Consider the following 14,470-nt stretch of genomic DNA (forward strand, 5'->3'; position numbering starts at 1 on the left):
GTCACTGGGCCGACGGCCGGGGGTGCTCTCGTCAGGAGTTCATGTTGAAACGATTCACGGCGGCCGAGCGGTTCGCGTCCCGGCTGCGCGAGTTACGCCAGAGAGCCGACTACAGCTACGAGACCCTCGCCCAGAAGACCGGCACGAGCCGTTCCAGCGTGCACCGCTACTGCACCGGCTCCTCCGTACCGCAGGACTACGGCCCCGCTCACCGCATCGCCGTCGTCTGCGGAGCCACCCCCGCCGAGCTGCGTGAGCTGCACCGGCTCTGGGCCCTGGCCGACGCCGAACGGGCCGAGGCGGCGGAGCCGGCCGAAGCGCCCGAGCCTCCAGAATCCGCCGTGCCTGCGGAACCTGCTGAGGCCACTGAGGCGCCTGAGGCGAGCGGAGCCGTCGAGCGCGTCGTGACACCCGCCGTCCCACCCGGCGTCACGCCCGTCGTCGGAGCAGTGGATCCGGAGCCGGCTCCCGGGGTCGTCCACCCCGCGACGGAGCGACGGTCCTGGCGGGGGCTCGGCGTCGCCCTCGCCGTCACCGGGCTCGTCCTCGCCCTCGCGGCCTGGGGCGTCTCCGTCCTCGCCTTCCCCGCCGACGACACCGCGCCCGACGGGCGGCTGCTGTTCTCGGAGGCCTGCGGGCCCGTGATCAGCATGGGGCAGAACGACGGGTGCGTGCGGGACGTGCAGGAGCGGCTGCGCGACCACGGCGCCCGCATCGGCGTCGACGGCTCCTTCGGACCGGAGACCCTGCGCCGGGTGACGGCGTTCCAGGTCCTCGCGGGGCTCGTACCGAACGGTGTCGTCGGCGACCCGACGAAGAAGGCCCTCCACGAGTCGGAGGTCCGCATGGAGACCTGGTCGCCCGAGAAGGTGCGCCGGCGGGTCCGCGAGGTGTTCACGGAGGTCCCGGACGACGCGGTGGCGATCGCCGACTGCCAGTCCTTCCTCGACCCCCTGCACATCCTGCCGAACACCAACGGCAGCAGGAACTGGGGGCTGTTCCAGATCTCCGACGCCCGCCTGGCCGAGCTGGGCGGTACGCCCGCACGGGCGCTGGAGCCCGAATGGAACATCCAGGCCGCCCGGAAGCTGTGGAGCCGCGAGCGCGACTTCGGCGACTGGCCGCACTGCGAGCGGGCCCTGAAGAAGACCCCGGCCGCCCCGTCGGCGTCCGCGTCCCGCTGAGGACGAGCGCGCCCGCCTCACCTCCCCCGTAGAGAGGTGAGGCGGGTGCGTACGGATCAGGCGTGGGCGTTGGCGAACCGCGCGAACGCGGCCCGCGTCGCCGGCCCGGCCTCGCCGTCGATCTCACCGGTGTAGCCGCTGGTCGCCTTCAGCTGCCGCTGGAGCGCCTTGATCGTGTTGGGACCGGGGTCTCCGTCGATCGCGCCGGTGTAGCCCCAGTACTGCTTCAGGCAGCGCTGGTAGGCCTTCCAGCTGTTGGTGCCGAGGAGACCGTCGATGCTGCCGTTGTAGTCCCAGTACTGGGCCAGCCAGCGCTGCACGTTCTTGGCCTGCGTGGTGCTCAGGCCGAAGTTGTTCGTCGCCAGCGTGCCGAAGGCCTCGGCGCCCACCGCCTGCTGGGCCGCCGGCGGAGATGCCGCGAAGCCGGTGCCCGCGGTGGCGAGGGTTCCCGCCGCCAGGCCGACGACTGCGGTGGCACTGACGAAGGCCCTCGTCAGAACGCTCGGTCGCATGTGCTTTCCCTTCATTCGGTGACGTTGCCGGTGTCGAACGGGGACGACGCTGGCAGGGCGTCCCGAGCCGCCGCAACTAACACCGGCCTCCTGGGACGGCGGGACGGTCCCGGCCGCGTGAGCTGGGCGGATGCCCCGCCCGCCGGGACGGGGATGGGACGCGGGCGGGGGCGGGGGCGGGGCGGAGGGGAACGGTGAAGGCCCCCGCCCGTGGGGCGGGGGCCTTCACCGTCGTCCGTGTCGGGTCACCGGATCAGAAGGCGCCGTTCAGGCCCCACCAGTTGCCGTCCTCCGGGATGCCCGCGTTGAAGGCGCCCGTGCCCTTGCCCGTGTAGAGGACGAGGCAGCCCGCGCCCGAGCACTCGGGGGAGGAGTAGCTGCTGTTGGTGATCGTCGCCAGGTCGTGGCGGCCGTCGCCGTCGTAGTCGCCGACCGCGAGGAACGAGGCCATGACGTTCCAGCCGCCGCTGCCGATCAGCACGCGCGAGCCGAGGGTGCCGGTGGCGGTGCCCGGGTAGAACCAGAGCTTGCCCGTCGAGCCCTCGCGGGCGACCAGGTCGGCCCGGTCGTCGCCGTTCAGGTCGCCGGTGCCGACCAGGGCGTTCATAGCGTTCCAGCCGCCCGCGCCGAGGAGCTTGCGCGCGCCGAGGGCGCCCGTCGAGGTGCCCGGGTACAGCCACAGCTTGCCGGTGGTCTTCTCCACGGCGAGCAGGTCCGAGCGGCCGTCGGCGGTCAGGTCACCGAAGGCGGTGAGCTTGTCCATGGCGTTCCAGCCGCCGCTGCCGATGAGCTTGCGCGTGCCGAGGCCGCCGGTGGCGCTGCCGCTGTTCGGGTAGAGCCACAGCTTGCCGGTGGAGGCCTCGCGGGCGATGACGTCCTCGCGGCCGTCGCCGGAGAAGTCGCCGTGCCGCGTCATGGCGTTCATGGCGTTCCAGCCGCCGGCGCCCACGAGCTTGCCCGTGCCGTCGCCGGGCAGGAACCAGAGGCGGCCGGCCTTGTCGCGGGCCATGACGTCCGACTGGAGGTCGGCCGTCATGTCACCGAAGCCCGACAGCTTCCAGGTGGTCGTGGAGTACCACTCGGGGTAGGCGGGCAGGACGCACTCGCGCTCGGTGGGGACGAACTTCAGCGAGCTGACGGAGTTGCTGCCGGGGCCGCCCCACTCGGTGCCCGACGGGCTGGAGGGGATGACGCCGGCGCCGGCGCTGTCGCCGTAGTTCGGGTCGTCGTACAGGCACGCGAACTTGTTCGTGCGGTTGACGACCGAGCGGAACGTGTTGTCCCAGGTCCCCAGCGTCGCCGTGTTCACGGTCGTCTTGTACATCGTGCCGGTGCCGTTGTCGGTCTTCCAGGCACAGAAGTAGCCCGACGGGCAGTCGCTGATGGCGGCCTGCGCCGGGGCGGCGCCCGCGCCCAGGAGACCGGCCGAGGTGAGGCCCAGCGCCGTGGCCACCGTGGCCAGGCGCTTCAGCAGTGAGATGCGCAATTCTTCCCCTTGTGAGGTGGCGCGGAGAAGTCCTCGACGCGCCGGGAGGGGGACCGTATCGCGCCGGGCCGCACGCTTCTCCGCGGGGGCCCCGGTATCCGGAATGTCCCGCTCCGGGGTCGCCGCCGGCCCGACGGGCGGGCGCGCCAGGCGCCGCGGGCCCGACGGGACTTTCCGGGCACCCCGGGCACCCCGGGCACCCCGGGCACCCCGGGCACCCTCTAAGGCGTCAGCACCCCGTTCAGGAAGGGTTCGACCGCCTCGCCCCAGGCCTCCGGGTGCTCGTAGTGGAGGAGATGGCCCGCGTCGGGGATCTCCGCGTACGCCCCGTGGGGCAGGACCCTGACCATCTCCTGGGCCTCCGCTCGGCCCAGCTCCCCGTCGAGGCCGCGGACGACGAGCGTCGGGCAGCGGACCTGGGCGAGCGAGTCCCAGTGGGCGTCGTGGACCCAGGTCTCGCGGGAGGTCAGCATCTGCGCCGGGTCGAAGACCGGGCGCCAGCCGTCCGGGTGCTCGGCCATCACCTCGGCGAAGAAGGCGCCCCGGGCCGGGTTCGGGCGCTCGACCCACGGGTCGTCGTCGCCGAACCAGCGGCGGACGGCGTCCAGCGAAGGGAAGGGCGCGGGCCAGCCCCGGAACCAGTCCTGCCACGCGCGCTGCGAGGCGGCGCCGAGTGCGGAGGCCCGCATGTCGCAGATGACGAGGGCGCGGACCAGGTCGGGGCGCTCGGCGGCGAGCTGCCAGGCGGTGAGGGCGCCCATGGAGTGGCCGACGAGGGTGACGGGGCCGAGGCCCAGCTGCTCGATGACGGCGGCCGCGTCCGCCACGTACGCCTCGCGGGTGAAGGGCCCGGCGGACGGCTTCTGGCTGTGGCCGTGGCCGCGCTGGTCGAGGGCGATGACGCGGTGACGGCCGGTCAGACGGCTTACTGCCGGGGCCCAGTGGGCGGCGTGGCCCATGAGGCCGTGGAGGAGTAAGACGCCCTGGGCGGAGGGAGTGGAGGGAGTGGTCGTCGGAGTGGCGGCCGCGGCGGCCCTGGTGGCGGCGGGGACCGGGAGGCCGTCCGCGGGCCGGGGCGCGGGTGGCCGCGGGGTGGCCTTCGGGCCCTCGCCTTCGCCGGTCAGCTTCGTGTAGTCCCAGGCGGCCAGGCGTACGCCGCCGGCCCCGGTGACGTCGAGTCGTCGCGCCATCTCCCTGGCACCCCCTCTTTCCCGTCGAACCACATCACAGTATCGAACTCGCATTCGAAAATGCGCTTCTGCCACCCAACACCCCTCGTTCGAGTGACAGGGCTCAAGGATTGACTCCCGCTGCCGAGGGGAGATCTTGAACGGGAGGCGGACCGCTCGGGGAAAAACGGTCCGACGGGACTGACCTTGAGAGCTCGGGGCTCCAGGTCAGCGCAGGGGAGGACAGGCCCCGGCGCCAGCAGGCGCCGGGGCCCTCTGCTGTTCGGGAACCTCTGCCGTCCGTGGCCCTCATGACCTCACACCCCTTCCACGCCCAGCTCGTACCAGCGTGGCACGCCGAGGGGGCGGGCGTGGCCATTCCGGCGTAAACCGGGGCGCACGACGGGCCGTTGAGCCGTCCGAGCCCGCTCCGACACCGATTCGTGACCCCGCCCCCGTGCAACCGGATCGCGCCCGTGTGGGTCAATCTGGCGTGATCTCTTCCCAGGTGCTCATCAAGGACGGTTCGACCGCGGCTCTCACCCCCGACCGGCTCACCCTCACGCGGGACAGCGGACGCGTACGCGTCGAGATCCCTCTCGCGGTCGTCCAGCGGGCGGACCTGAGCGGCGAGACGGGCATCAGGGTCCGCCTCACCGACGAGGCCGTCCACTCGATCCCGGGCGGCAACGCGACCGCCACCGCGGCCTTCCTCGCCGCCCTGAACGCGGCGCTGCCCGAGGAACGGGACCCGGCCGGCAGCACCCTCGTCACCACCGAGGTCAACGAGGGCACCCGGTCCTGGGTGTGGTGGAGCGCGGGGAGCGCCTTCCTGCTCGCCTACATCGGCTACGTCGTATGGGTCGGCCTCGCCCACGAAGGCTTCGACGCCGTCGCCGCCTTCTTCAGCGTCCCCATCGCACTCCTCGGCCTGGCCTGCGTCGGGGCCCTCATCGGCAAGGCGCTCGACCGGGTCGCGCTCGCCCGGCGCGGCATCACCGTCGTCGCCACCAAGGGCTACCACCCCAACGGACGGGCGAAGCGGTACTTCGCGTACACCGACGCGCACGGGAACGAGCACCTCAGCGACAGCAGCGGGGCAGGACAGACCGCCCACATCATCTACCTCCCGGAGTCCCCGGGGACGAACGTCGCCCGGCTGCCGCTCCCCTGGGTGGTGCTCAAGTACACCGTCAGCCTGGTCATCGGCCTCGGGATCCTCGTGTTCGGCGCGCTGGGGCTCGCTCTCCCCTTCATCTGACCGGAAGGCCGGAAGGGAACCCGCGAGCCCCGGCGGGCCCGGTAGGCGGCTGCCTACCGCTTCGCGACGAAGACGTGCGCCGCGACCTCCGCGTCCAGCTCGGCGGCCTCGCCGCTGCTGCCCACCAGGACACCGCCCGGCGACTCCGTCACCGACACCACGGAACCGGGCTGCACGCCCGCCCTCCGCAGCGTGTACATCAGCTGGGCGTCCGTCTGGATCGGCTCGCCGATCCGGCGCACGACCACCGTCTTGCCGCCGCTCGCGTCCAGGTCGGCGAGGGAGACCATCGAGTCGTCCAGGAACGCCTCGGCCTCCGCCTTCTCGCCGAGCTCCTCAAGGCCCGGGATCGGGTTCCCGTACGGCGACTCCGTCGGGTGACGCAGCAGCTCCAGGACCCGCCGCTCCACGGCCTCGCTCATCACGTGCTCCCAGCGACAGGCCTCCGCGTGGACCTGCTCCCACTCCAGGCCGATCACGTCGACGAGGAGACACTCCGCGAGCCGGTGCTTGCGCATGACGCGGGTGGCGAGACGACGGCCCTCGTCCGTCAGCTCCAGATGGCGGTCACTCGCCACGGCCACCAGGCCGTCGCGCTCCATCCGGGCCACCGTCTGGCTCACCGTGGGGCCGCTCTGGTCGAGCCGCTCGGCGATCCGGGCACGCATGGGGACCACACCTTCCTCCTCAAGCTCGAGGATGGTGCGGAGATACATCTCCGTTGTGTCGATCAGTCCGGACATACGTGCCCCTCGATGAGTCGTGCGCTGGCCCTGCCCCAATTCTGACGCATGACACCGACAACCGGGCCTCACCGGGGTGAGGCGGTATTGACAGAGCAATGGTCCAGACCGCACCGTGATCCGCGGCCTCGGCGTGAGGCACGACCGGAAGCACGCCGAGAGCCACGCGAGAACCACGCGAGAACCACGCGAAGCCACGCCGAGAAGGAGCCGCCGTCATGGGCGAGAGCAAGCTGGCCGGACAGTTCTTCGACGCCGCGATCGGCCTGCTCCAGCAGGTCCGCGACGGGGACTCCGAGGAGATCGCCGCCGCGGGTGCGGCCATCGCGGAGGCCGTCGCGAACGGCAACCGGCTCTTCGCCTTCGGCGCCGGCCACTCCTCGCTCGCCGCCCAGGACGTCGTCTACCGGGCCGGCGGCCTCGCGCTGATGAACCTGCTCGCCGTCCCCGGCGTCGTCGGCGTGGACGTCATGCCCGCCACGCTCGGCTCGGCCCTCGAGCGCGTCGACGGCCTCGCCGGGGCCGTCCTGGACTCCTCCCCCGCCAAGGCCGGGGACGTCCTGATCATCATCTCCCTCTCCGGGCGCAACGCGCTGCCCGTCGAGATGGCGATGAACGCCCGCGCGCTCGGCCTCACCGTCATCGGCGTCACCTCGGTGGCGTACGCGACGGAGACGAAGTCACGGCACGTCTCGGGGCAGTACCTCAAGGACCACTGCGACATCGTCCTCGACTCCCGGATCGCCGTCGGCGACGCGGAGCTCACCCACGAGGGCATCGAGGCGCCCTTCGCGCCCGCCTCGACCGTCGTGACCAGCGCGCTCATGCAGGCCGCGATGGCCGCCGCGGCCGAGGAGCTCGTCCGCCGCGGCATCGAGCCGCCGCTGCTGCGCTCGGGGAACGTGGACGGCGGGCACGAGTGGAACGGCCGCGTGATGTCGGAGTACGCCGACCGGATCTTCTACCGGCACTAGATCCACCCACCGACGGGGCTCCGGAGCTACGGGCCACGGGCCACGGGCCACGGGCCACGGGCCACGGGCCACGAAGTGAAGCGCACCCGGACCGTCAGGCCCCCGCCCTCCGCGTTGGCCGTCGCCGTCGCCTTCGCGTCGTGGGCGCGGGCGATGGACTCGACGATCGACAGGCCGAGGCCCACGCCCTCGCCGGGGGCCTGGGTGCGCGCGGACAGGCGGCGGAAGGGCTCGAAGAGCAGGGGCACGGTGTCGAGCGGCACCACCGGGCCGGTGTTCGTCACCTCGATGCCTTCCGGGCCCGTACGGACCTCCACGCGGCCGTCCGGGACGTTGTGCCGGACGGCGTTCGCGACCAGGTTGTGCGCGAGCCGGTCCAGGAGGACCGCGTCGCCGCGCACGGTCAGGGGCCGGGCGTCCAGCGAGACGGTGATCCCGCGCTCGGCCGCCTCGGCCGCCAGCGCGTCGACCGCCCCCGCGGCGACCTCGTGCACCGCCACCGGGCGCCGCTCCAGCAGCCCCTGGTCGCAGGAGGCGAGCAGCAGCAGTCCCTCGATGGTCCGCTCGCTGGCGTCGGCGACCTCGATCAGCTTCTCCCTGATCCGGGCGACCCGCTCCGGGCCCGGATCGCCCGCGAGGCCGATCTCGGCCGCAGCCCGCTGCACGGCGACCGGGGTCCGCAGCTCGTGCGCCGCGTTCGCGGCGAACCGCTGCTGCGCCGACACCAGCCGCTCCATCCGCCCGAGCATCCCGTCGAAGGTGTCCGCGAGGCGCTTCAGCTCTCCCGCCGGCGCGTCCAGGGCGATCCGCTCGTGCAGGTTCTCCCCGGACAGCCGGCGGGCCGTGTCGGTGATCACGGCGACCGGGCGCAGGACCCGGCCCGCCATCCACCAGGCGAGCCCGACGGAGAGGACGGCGTACGCGGCGAGGACGATCAGGGAGACCGTGAGGAGGCGCTCCAGAGCGGCGCTCTCGGCGGCGTCGCTCAGCGTCCGGGTGATCGCCACGCCCGGTGTCACGCCCGGCGGCAGCGGCGCCGCGGTCGTGGGCAGGGCCGGTGTCCACAGCGGGCTGGGCGTGGTGGCGGCGGGCAGGTCCTGGAGGCGCTGCGCGGGCACGGCCGTCGTCATGGCCACGCTGATCGACGAGTACAGACCGTCCTTCACCAGGAAGTACACGACTCCGGTGAGCAGCGCGCCCGCGAGGAGGAGCAGTCCGCCGTACAGCGCCGTCAGGCGGGCCCGTTCGCCGCCCATGCCCCTTCGCGCCCAGGCCCTCACGGTCCGCGCGGACCGCCTGGCCCCTGCGCTCCGCCCGGCAGCCGCGGTCCGTCCGGCCCTCGCAGTCCTCATGGCCCGCCTCACGCGATCCGGTAGCCCGCGCCGGGCACCGTCTCCACGACCGGCGGCTCACCGAGCTTCGCGCGGAGCTTGCTCAGGGTCACCCGTACCGCGTTCGTGCGGTAGCTGGTGTGCTCCTCCCACACCTGCTCGATCAGGTCCTCGCCGCTCACGACGGCACCCTCGGCCCGCAGCAGCGACTCCAGGACCGCGAACTCCTTCCGCGACAGGTGCAGGTGCCGCCCGTCGCGGCTCGCCTGGCGGCGCGCGGTGTCCAGGACGATCCCGGCGCGTTCGAGGACGGGCGGCAGCGCGGGCCGGGCGCGGCGGCCCAGGGCGAGGACGCGGGCGAGCAGCTCGTCGTACGCGAAGGGCTTGGCGAGGTAGTCGTCGGCGCCGAGCCCGAGCCCCTCGACGCGGTCCCGTACCGTCCCGGCCGCCGTCAGCATCAGGACCCGGGTCATCAGCCGGTGCTCGACGACCCGCCGGCAGACGTCGTCGCCGTGCATCCCGGGCAGGTCGCGGTCGAGGACCATGACGTCGTACTCCCCGAACTGGAGCTTCCGCAGGGCCTCCAGGCCGTCGCCGGCGACGTCCACGGCGAGCGCGTCGCGGCGCAGCCCCTCGGCGATCATCTCGGCGAGAAACGCCTCGTCCTCCACCACCAGTACGCGCATGGCCCCTGTCTACCGGACCAGGGCTTTCGTCTCCGTAAACCGATCCGGTGAGGGAAACGAAACACCGCCCGGGCGCACGCTCCCGCCCATGACGACGAACACGATCACCCGACGCACGACCCGCGACACCCTCCAGCTGGCTGCCGCCGCCGCCCTCGCCGCCCTCTGCCTCCTCACCACCGCGTGCACCGCCGACGACGGGGGCAAGGGCGGCGGCGAGAGCGTGAGCGACGAGGCCAAGCAGGCCGATCAGGCCCTGGAACACCGCAAGTGCCTGCGCGAGCAGGGCCTGGACGTGCCCGAGCCGAAGCCGGGCGAGAAGGGCGTCGGTCTGACCATCGGCGGCGACGGCATGTCGAAGGAGAAGATGGAGAAGGCGTTCAAGGCCTGCAAGGACAAGGGCGGGGCCGGCATGGGCAAGGAGCTGACCCAGGCCGACAAGGACAAGATGATCAAGTACGCCCAGTGCATGCGGAAGAACGGCTTCGACATGCCCGACCCGGAGTTCGGCGGCGGCGGGATGACCGCGGCCCGGCCGATACCGCAGGGCGCGGAGGCCGCGAAGTTCGAGAAGGCCGACAAGGCCTGCGCGGGCGTGTCGCGATGAGCCGGCGCAAGCTCGTGGCCGCCCTGGCCGCGATCGTCGTCGTCGCGGGCGCCGGAGTGGCGGTGACCGCGCTCGCCGCCCCGGAGGAACAGAAGGCCGTGGCGGACGAGGGACGTGTGCCCGCCACCGCCCCGATCACCCGCGGCGACCTGAGCGACAGCTCCCAGCAGGACGGCACCCTCGGCTACCTCGGCGAGCGGAAGCTCAACGCCGGGCCGTCCGGGATCCTCACCCGGATCGCCCCGGCCGGCTCCACCGTCGAGCGCGACGAGCGGCTGTACGAGGTCGACGGCAGGCCCGTCCTCCTCATGTACGGCGCCGAGCCCATGTACCGGACCCTGAAGACCGGCGACAAGGGCAAGGACGTGCGGCAGCTGGAGGAGAACCTCGCCGCCCTCGGCTACGTCGGCTTCACCGTCGACGACGAGTACACGGCGTACACGGCCGACGCCGTCAAGCGCTGGCAGAAGTCCCACGGCCTGAAGCGGACCGGCAGCCTCGGCCCCGACACCATCGCCTTCGCCGGCAGCGCGGTGCGCGTCAAGGAGGCGGGCGCCGCCGCCGGCGACCAGGTGGGGCCCGGACGGCCGGTGCTCACGGTGACCGGCTCCGAGCGGGTCGTACGGTTCAAGCTGCCCGTCGCGGACGCCGGCCTCGCCAAGACCGGCACCAAGGTCTCCGTACAGCTCCCGGACGGGACCACGGCGCCCGGAAAGGTGTCGTCGGTGGGCAGGACCGCCTCCGCGGGCAACGAGCCGCAGGACCGGACCCCGAAGATCGACATCACGGTCTCCTTCGACGCACCGGCGAAGGTCAAGGGCGTCGACCAGTCCCCGGTCACCGTCGACCTCACCGGGGAGACACGGAGGGACGTCCTCTCCGTGCCCGTGAACGCCCTGCTCGCCCTGCCCGGCGGCGGCTTCGGCGTCCAGGTCGTCGAGAACGGCCGGACCCGGGACGTCGAGGTCGAGCTCGGCATGTTCGGCCAGGGCCGGGTCGAGATCAGCGGCAAGGGCCTCCGCGAGGGCATGAAGGTCGGGGTGCCGTCCGCATGAGCACGAGCGAGAGGACACACCTCCCGGCGCAGGCCGGTGCGCGGACGAGCACCGTCGTCAGGCTCTCCGGCGTCACCAAGGAGTACGCGGGCGGGGTCCGGGCCCTCGACGGCGTCGACCTCACCGTCGGCGCGGGGGAACTCCTCGGCATCGTCGGCCCGTCCGGATCCGGCAAGTCCACGCTCCTGCACATCGTCGGCACGCTGGACCGGCCCAGCGCCGGGACGGTGGAGATCGCCGGCCACGACGTGGCGGCGCTGCCGGACCGCCGGCTGTCCGCCCTGCGCTCGCGCCACATCGGATTCGTCTTCCAGGCCTTCCACCTGGTGCCCGGTGTCGGCGCGCTGGAGAACGTCGCCGAGGGGCTGCTGTACTCCGGGCTCCCCCGGGCGCGACGGCGGGCGCTGGCCGCGGACGCGCTCGCCCGCGTCGGTCTCGCCGACCGGATGAAGCACCGGCCCCACGAGCTGTCCGGCGGGCAGAAGCAGCGCGTCGCCATCGCCCGCGCGGTGGTCGGCGAACCCGATCTGCTGCTCGCCGACGAACCGACGGGCGCACTGGACTCGGCGTCCGGCGAGGCGGTGATGGACCTCCTGCACGCCCTCAACGAGCAGGGCGCGACGATCGCGGTCATCACCCACGACACGGAGATCGCCGACCGGCTGCCGCGCCAGGTCCGGATCCGCGACGGACGGATCGTCGCGGACACGACGCGTGGAAAGGCCGCGGCCTGATGACGCACAGCAGAGGAGTACGGCGGGCACGACGTGCGCGCATCGGGCTGAAGGCCGCGCGACTCGGACCGCGTGACGTCCTCCACGTCGGTTCGGCAGGACTGCGCAGCCGGCCCGCGCGGGTGGTCCTTTCCGCGCTGGGCATCGCCATCGGGATCGCCACGATGATCGCCGTGGTGGGCATATCGGCCTCCAGCCAGGCCCAGTTGATGCGGCAGCTCGACGCGCTCGGCACGAACATGCTGGTGGCCAAGCCCGGCGAGGCGATGTTCAGCGGGGAGGAGATCAAGCTCCCCAAGGACGCGGTGGGCATGGTCGGCCGGATCGACGGCGTCGAGGAGGTCGGCGCGACCGCCGACCTCGACCGCTCGGTCCGGCGCTCCGAGAAGATCCCCGAGGGCGAGACGGGCGGCATCGCCGTCAAGGCCGCCACGGAACGGCTGCTCGCCGTCCTGCGCGGCGGGACGGCGGCCGGCACCTGGCTGAACGCCGCCAACGGCCGCTACCCGGCAGTGGTGCTGGGCCACGTCGCGGCCGAACGGCTCGGCATCACCGAGCCCGGCCGGCAGGTCTGGATCGACGACCGGTACTTCACCGTCGTCGGCATCCTCGACCCGCTGCCGCTCGCGCCCGAGATCGAGCGGGCGGCGCTGGTCGGCTGGGAGGGCGCGCAGCGGCTCCTCGGCTTCGACGGGCATCCGACAGCGGTGTACGAGCGGTCCACCGACGCGTCCGTACCGTCCGTCCAGCGGCTGCTCGCCCCGACGATCGACCCCGAGAACCCGCGGAACGTGTCGGTCGGCGACCCGTCCGCGGCCCTCCAGGCCAAGGCGGCCACCGAGGGCGCCTTCTCCACCCTGCTGCTCGGCCTCGGCGGGATCGCCCTGCTCGTGGGCGGTGTCGGCGTCGCCAACACCATGATCATCTCGGTGCTCGAACGCCGCCACGAGATCGGGCTGCGCCGCTCCCTCGGCGCGACGCGGGGGCAGATCAGGATCCAGTTCGTGACGGAGTCCCTGATGCTCTCCGGCCTCGGCGGCCTGGCGGGCGTGGCGCTCGGCGGGGCGGCGACGGGCGTGTACGCGCACACCGGCGGACTTCCGTGGGTGGTGCCGCCCTGGGCGGTGGGCGGCGGCTTCGGCGCGACGCTGGTGATCGGCACGGTCGCGGGGCTGTATCCGGCCGTACGGGCGTCCCGGCTGTCTCCGACGCTGGCGCTGCAGACGGCGTAGGCCGGGCGGGGCGGGGCGTCCCGCCGTCACCCCTCCGGCGGGCGGGGCGTCCCGCCGTCACTCCCCCGGCGGGCGGGGCGTCCGCCGCCACCCCTCCGGCAGGGCGGGGCGTCCCGCCGTCACTCCTCCATGGCGACGCCGGCGCCGAGCTCCGCCGCGACCCGGGACGCCACCGTCTCCGCGTACACCACGTCCTCCCGCTCGAAGCCCGGACGGCAGGCCGCCCGCAGGAACGTCAGCACGCCCAGCGTCCGGCCCCGGGTGCGCAGCACCACGCACAGCGCGTGCGCCGCGCCCCCGGGCCACTGGTGCGCCTCCGCCCACACCTCGGCGGTCCGGCCCGCGCTCGCCCGCACCGCGCCCGACCGGTCCCAGGCCTGGAGCGCCGGGTGCCGCGGCCCGTACCGCAGCGGGATGCCACCGCCCACGACCGGGGAGGACGGGCCGGGGGCGCCGGGCGGGGTGGCCAGGGCGCGGGTCAGCCGACGGTCGCCCACGACCCGGTCGACCAGGGCGTGGTCCGCGAATCCGGCCAGGGCGAAGTCGAGCAGGACCGTCACCGCCTCCTCCGGGTCCTCGCACTCCGCGGCCGCCGCGCCCGCCCGGTGCAGCTGGCTCCACCGGAACCGCAGCCGGTCCGCCTCGCGCACCGCGAGCCGCTCCTCCGTCACGTCCTGGAACAGCCAGGCCACCCCCAGCGGCACCGGCTCCTCCGCCATCGGCGAGGAGAGCCGCAGGAAGCCGCTGCGCCAGCACCGGCGCCGCTCGCCCTCCGAAGTCCGCAGCGTCACCCACACCTCGGCGGGCGCGGGCGGCGTGCCCTCCGCCAGGACGTGCTGGAGCGCGCCCTCCAGCTCCTCCGCGCCGTGCACGACGACATCGCCGAGCGGGCGCCCGAGCAGGGACGTACGACCCGTCCCGAAGGCGCGGGCGGCGTGGCCGTTGACGACGGCGGGGCGCAGGTCGGCGTCGACGAGGACGACACCCCAGGAGGCGTCCTCGAAGAGGGCCTCGCTCAGCGCCACCGAGCGCTCCAGATCGAGCTGTACGTGCACCTCGCTGAAGGCGCAGTAGACGCCCGCCGGACCGCCGTCGGCGCCGCGCACCCCGGCGGCCTGGCTCCGCACGAGCACCCGCCCGCCGTCCTTGCGCAGCAGCGCCAGCTCGTGGACCTGCCGGCCGGGGCCCTTCATGGCCCCCATCAGCCGCCCGAGGGTCTCCTCGGCATCCGCGCCCCGCGCCGCCCACCCGCCGAACCCGCGCCGCCCGACGGCCTCCGCGGAGGACCACCCGAGGATCCGCTCGGCCTCACGGTTCCAGTGTGTGATCGTCCCGTCGGCGTCCAGGGCACACAGCGCCGCGTCCATCCCGTCGAGCAGCGCGGCCAACAGATCGGCCCCGGCTCCCGGTACCGAAGCGGTCTCGCTCGCGGCCCCCGTGAAAGCACTCATCCCGGTACCCCCCATGCTGCGCACCATTCAACTGGAAACGTGACG

Annotated in this window: 14 protein-coding genes; 7 read left to right on the forward strand and 7 right to left on the reverse strand. The window is 73.5% G+C overall.

Annotation, left to right across the window (positions count from 1 at the left end):
- Positions 1-41: 41 nt before the first annotated feature.
- Positions 42-1,184: a helix-turn-helix domain-containing protein gene (locus tag IE124_RS08990; RefSeq protein WP_189506635.1), complete on the forward strand. Its 1,143-nt coding sequence runs from the start codon at positions 42-44 to the stop codon at positions 1,182-1,184.
- A 56-nt stretch (positions 1,185-1,240) separates the two neighbouring features.
- Here the strand turns inward: IE124_RS08990 and IE124_RS08995 are convergent, their stop codons facing one another.
- From IE124_RS08995 to IE124_RS09005, 3 genes are all read right to left on the reverse strand, one after another.
- Positions 1,241-1,696, reverse strand: coding sequence for a peptidoglycan-binding protein (locus tag IE124_RS08995; RefSeq protein ID WP_189506637.1), 456 nt, complete (start codon positions 1,694-1,696; stop codon positions 1,241-1,243).
- A 253-nt stretch (positions 1,697-1,949) separates the two neighbouring features.
- Positions 1,950-3,182 (reverse strand): peptidase inhibitor family I36 protein, encoded by a 1,233-nt coding sequence (locus IE124_RS09000; RefSeq protein WP_189506639.1) that lies wholly within the window; start codon positions 3,180-3,182, stop codon positions 1,950-1,952.
- Positions 3,183-3,403: 221 nt separating this feature from the next.
- Entirely contained in the window at positions 3,404-4,372 is a 969-nt protein-coding gene (locus tag IE124_RS09005) for an alpha/beta fold hydrolase (protein ID WP_189506641.1), read from the reverse strand.
- Positions 4,373-4,844: 472 nt separating this feature from the next.
- Between IE124_RS09005 and IE124_RS09010 the strand changes: the two genes are divergently transcribed.
- On the forward strand, positions 4,845-5,612 hold the full coding sequence (locus IE124_RS09010) for a hypothetical protein (RefSeq protein ID WP_189506643.1): 768 nt from the start codon (positions 4,845-4,847) through the stop codon (positions 5,610-5,612).
- Between the two features lie 53 nt (positions 5,613-5,665).
- On the opposite strand, the gene IE124_RS09015 is transcribed toward IE124_RS09010, so the two are convergent.
- The gene (locus IE124_RS09015; RefSeq protein ID WP_055642001.1) at positions 5,666-6,355 is read right to left on the reverse strand and encodes an iron-dependent transcriptional repressor DtxR; all 690 of its coding nucleotides are present in this window, start codon (positions 6,353-6,355) and stop codon (positions 5,666-5,668) included.
- A gap of 218 nt (positions 6,356-6,573) precedes the next feature.
- Here IE124_RS09015 and IE124_RS09020 point away from each other — a divergent pair, with 218 nt between their 5' ends.
- Complete coding sequence (locus tag IE124_RS09020; protein WP_150267386.1) at positions 6,574-7,329, forward strand: SIS domain-containing protein; 756 nt, start codon at positions 6,574-6,576, stop codon at positions 7,327-7,329.
- 26 nt (positions 7,330-7,355) lie between these two features.
- On the opposite strand, the gene IE124_RS09025 is transcribed toward IE124_RS09020, so the two are convergent.
- Positions 7,356-8,585, reverse strand: coding sequence for a sensor histidine kinase (locus tag IE124_RS09025; RefSeq protein ID WP_189506645.1), 1,230 nt, complete (start codon positions 8,583-8,585; stop codon positions 7,356-7,358).
- A gap of 104 nt (positions 8,586-8,689) precedes the next feature.
- The gene (locus IE124_RS09030) at positions 8,690-9,346 is read right to left on the reverse strand and encodes a response regulator transcription factor (protein ID WP_189506647.1); all 657 of its coding nucleotides are present in this window, start codon (positions 9,344-9,346) and stop codon (positions 8,690-8,692) included.
- Between the two features lie 88 nt (positions 9,347-9,434).
- Between IE124_RS09030 and IE124_RS09035 the strand changes: the two genes are divergently transcribed.
- From IE124_RS09035 to IE124_RS09050, 4 genes are read left to right on the forward strand one after another with little or no spacing between them, the layout of a single operon-like run.
- On the forward strand, positions 9,435-9,953 hold the full coding sequence (locus tag IE124_RS09035; RefSeq protein ID WP_189506648.1) for a hypothetical protein: 519 nt from the start codon (positions 9,435-9,437) through the stop codon (positions 9,951-9,953).
- Positions 9,950-11,008: a peptidoglycan-binding protein gene (locus tag IE124_RS09040; protein ID WP_189506649.1), complete on the forward strand. Its 1,059-nt coding sequence runs from the start codon at positions 9,950-9,952 to the stop codon at positions 11,006-11,008. The genes IE124_RS09035 and IE124_RS09040 overlap by 4 nt, the downstream gene beginning before the upstream one ends.
- Positions 11,005-11,742 (forward strand): ABC transporter ATP-binding protein, encoded by a 738-nt coding sequence (locus IE124_RS09045; protein ID WP_189506650.1) that lies wholly within the window; start codon positions 11,005-11,007, stop codon positions 11,740-11,742. The genes IE124_RS09040 and IE124_RS09045 overlap by 4 nt, the downstream gene beginning before the upstream one ends.
- On the forward strand, positions 11,742-12,974 hold the full coding sequence (locus IE124_RS09050; RefSeq protein ID WP_189506651.1) for an ABC transporter permease: 1,233 nt from the start codon (positions 11,742-11,744) through the stop codon (positions 12,972-12,974). The genes IE124_RS09045 and IE124_RS09050 overlap by 1 nt, the downstream gene beginning before the upstream one ends.
- Before the next feature lie 119 nt (positions 12,975-13,093).
- Here IE124_RS09050 and IE124_RS09055 read toward each other — a convergent pair whose 3' ends face one another.
- Positions 13,094-14,425, reverse strand: a complete 1,332-nt coding sequence (locus tag IE124_RS09055; protein WP_189506652.1) for a PAS domain-containing protein — start codon at positions 14,423-14,425, stop codon at positions 13,094-13,096.
- Positions 14,426-14,470 lie beyond the last annotated feature (45 nt).

It is taken from the genome of Streptomyces narbonensis, assembly GCF_014649015.1.
GTDB classification, from domain to species: domain Bacteria; phylum Actinomycetota; class Actinomycetes; order Streptomycetales; family Streptomycetaceae; genus Streptomyces; species Streptomyces narbonensis.